This window comes from Alteromonas sp. I10, from assembly GCF_003201515.1.
GTDB classification, from domain to species: domain Bacteria; phylum Pseudomonadota; class Gammaproteobacteria; order Enterobacterales; family Alteromonadaceae; genus Alteromonas; species Alteromonas macleodii.
This window is the reverse complement of record NZ_QJJN01000018.1, coordinates 1-3,305: the sequence shown is the minus strand read 5'-3', so window position 1 is coordinate 3,305 and position 3,305 is coordinate 1. Positions and strand designations below refer to the sequence as shown.

Below are 3,305 nucleotides of genomic sequence, written 5' to 3'. Positions count from 1 at the left end.
CGAATGTTCTTTAACAATTTGGAAAGCTGATATTAATAGTAATCAATCAAAATTGAGTAACTGAGAAATCGAAAGATGACTTTTTACTCTACTTGACTGAATTGCTTGTTATCAATCGATGATTTGATAGCAAGGCAATTCTTCCGATTAGCTTGTCATTCATGCAACGTAACTTAGACAGAAGTCAAAAGGCTGTTTGGGGTTGTATGGTTAAGTGACGAAGCGTATACGGTGGATGCCTTGGCAGTTAGAGGCGATGAAGGACGTGTAAGTCTGCGAAAAGCTGTGGTGAGCCGACAAAATGCATTTGAGCCACAGATGTCCGAATGGGGAAACCCACCTATTTATAGGTATCGTTAACTGAATACATAGGTTAACGAGGCAAACGAGGGGAACTGAAACATCTAAGTACCCTTAGGAAAAGAAATCAACCGAGATTCCCCTAGTAGCGGCGAGCGAACGGGGAGCAGCCCTTAAGCTGTTTAGAATTTAGTGGAATCCTTTGGGAAGAGGAGCGATACAAGGTGATAGCCCTGTACACGACGGATTCTTTACAGTGAAATCGAGTAGGTCGGGACACGTGTTATCTTGACTGAATATGGGGGGACCATCCTCCAAGGCTAAATACTCCTAACTGACCGATAGTGAACCAGTACCGTGAGGGAAAGGCGAAAAGAACCCCTGTGAGGGGAGTGAAATAGAACCTGAAACCGTATACGTACAAGCAGTGGGAGCCACTTCGTGTGGTGACTGCGTACCTTTTGTATAATGGGTCAGCGACTTATATTTAGTAGCAAGGTTAAGTGAATAACGGAGCCGTAGCGAAAGCGAGTGTTAACTGCGCGTTTAGTTGCTAGGTATAGACCCGAAACCCGGTGATCTAGCCATGGGCAGGTTGAAGGTTGAGTAACATCAACTGGAGGACCGAACCCACTAACGTTGAAAAGTTAGGGGATGACCTGTGGCTGGGGGTGAAAGGCCAATCAAACCGGGAGATAGCTGGTTCTCCCCGAAATCTATTTAGGTAGAGCCTCGGACGAATTCCATTGGGGGTAGAGCACTGTTAAGGCTAGGGGGTCATCCCGACTTACCAACCCTTTGCAAACTCCGAATACCAATGAGAACTATCCGGGAGACACACGGCGGGTGCTAACGTCCGTCGTGGAGAGGGAAACAACCCAGACCGCCAGCTAAGGTCCCAAAATATTGCTAAGTGGGAAACGATGTGGGAAGGCATAGACAGCTAGGAGGTTGGCTTAGAAGCAGCCACCCTTTAAAGAAAGCGTAATAGCTCACTAGTCGAGTCGGCCTGCGCGGAAGATGTAACGGGGCTAAGCAATATACCGAAGCTGCGGCAGCAAGTTTACTTGCTGGGTAGGGGAGCGTTGTGTAAGTGGATGAAGGTGAGTTGTAAAGCTTGCTGGACATATCACAAGTGCGAATGCTGACATGAGTAACGATAATGGGAGTGAAAAACTCCCACGCCGGAAGACCAAGGTTTCCTGTCCCATGCTAATCAGGGCAGGGTAAGTCGGCCCCTAAGGCGAGGCAGAAATGCGTAGTCGATGGGAAACGGGTTAATATTCCCGTACTTATATAATCAGTGATGGAGGGACGGAGAAGGCTAGGCAAGCTTGGCGTTGGTTGTCCAAGTGAAAGTGAGTAGGCTGAAGACTTAGGTAAATCCGGGTTTTCAAGGCCGAGACACGAGACGAGCTCCCAAGGGAGTGAAGTTGTTGATGCCCTGCTTCCAGGAAAAGCTTCTAAACTTATGATTATATGAACCGTACCCCAAACCGACACAGGTGGTCAGGTAGAGAATACTAAGGCGCTTGAGAGAACTCGGGTGAAGGAACTCGGCAAAATTGTACCGTAACTTCGGGAGAAGGTACGCCTCTGTTTGTGAACACTTCGCGTGGTAAGCAAATGGAGGCCGCAGTGACCAGGTGGCTGGGACTGTTTATTAAAAACACAGCACTCTGCAAACTCGTAAGAGGACGTATAGGGTGTGACACCTGCCCGGTGCCGGAAGGTTAATTGATGGGGTTAGTTTTCGGACGAAGCTCTTGATCGAAGCCCCGGTAAACGGCGGCCGTAACTATAACGGTCCTAAGGTAGCGAAATTCCTTGTCGGGTAAGTTCCGACCTGCACGAATGGTGTAACCATGGCCACGCTGTCTCCACCCGAGACTCAGTGAAATTGAAATCGCAGTGAAGATGCTGTGTACCCGCACCTAGACGGAAAGACCCCGTGAACCTTTACTACAGCTTGGCACTGAACATTGAACCTACATGTGTAGGATAGGTGGGAGGCTTTGAAGCACAGTCGCTAGATTGTGTGGAGCCGTCCTTGAAATACCACCCTTGTATGTTTGATGTTCTAACATTGTTCCCTTATCGGGAATGTGGACAGTGTCTGGTGGGTAGTTTGACTGGGGCGGTCTCCTCCCAAATAGTAACGGAGGAGCACGAAGGTTAGCTAATCACGGTCGGACATCGTGAGGTTAGTGCAATGGCATAAGCTAGCTTAACTGCGAGACAGACACGTCGAGCAGGTACGAAAGTAGGTCATAGTGATCCGGTGGTTCTGTATGGAAGGGCCATCGCTCAACGGATAAAAGGTACTCCGGGGATAACAGGCTGATACCGCCCAAGAGTTCATATCGACGGCGGTGTTTGGCACCTCGATGTCGGCTCATCACATCCTGGGGCTGAAGTCGGTCCCAAGGGTATGGCTGTTCGCCATTTAAAGTGGTACGCGAGCTGGGTTTAGAACGTCGTGAGACAGTTCGGTCCCTATCTGGTGTGGGCGTTGGATGATTGATGGGAGCTGCTCCTAGTACGAGAGGACCGGAGTGGACGAACCGCTGGTGTTCGGGTTGTCATGCCAATGGCATTGCCCGGTAGCTATGTTCGGAACGGATAACCGCTGAAAGCATCTAAGCGGGAAGCCGGCCCAAAGATGAGTCATCCCTGACCTTTAAGGTCTGGAAGGGTTGTTATAGACGATGACGTTGATAGGCAGGGTGTGGAAGCGTTGTAAGGCGTTAAGCTAACCTGTACTAATTGCCCGAGAGGCTTAACCATACAACGCCCAAGAAGCTTTAGATTTCTGAGTGTTGTAGACAAGCTAAGCTCTGAAAAGAGCCGCAAGTAGAGTGAAAAGACAGTTACTCACTGATTGAATTGATATTATCTTTCCCAAATTGTTACCAGTTTTTCCTGGCAGCCATAGCGATACGGTACCACCTGACTCCATTCCGAACTCAGAAGTGAAACGTATTAGCGCCGATGGTAGTGTGGGG

2 rRNA genes are annotated in these 3,305 nt (G+C 49.0%); both read left to right on the top strand.

Annotated features, from left to right (window positions below):
- The first annotated feature begins 208 nt into the window (after window positions 1-208).
- A 23S ribosomal RNA gene (locus tag BZA03_RS20120) occupies window positions 209-3,087 on the top strand.
- Window positions 3,088-3,221: 134 nt separating this feature from the next.
- Window positions 3,222-3,305: ribosomal RNA gene (gene rrf, locus BZA03_RS20115) — 5S ribosomal RNA — on the top strand; the annotation flags it as partial.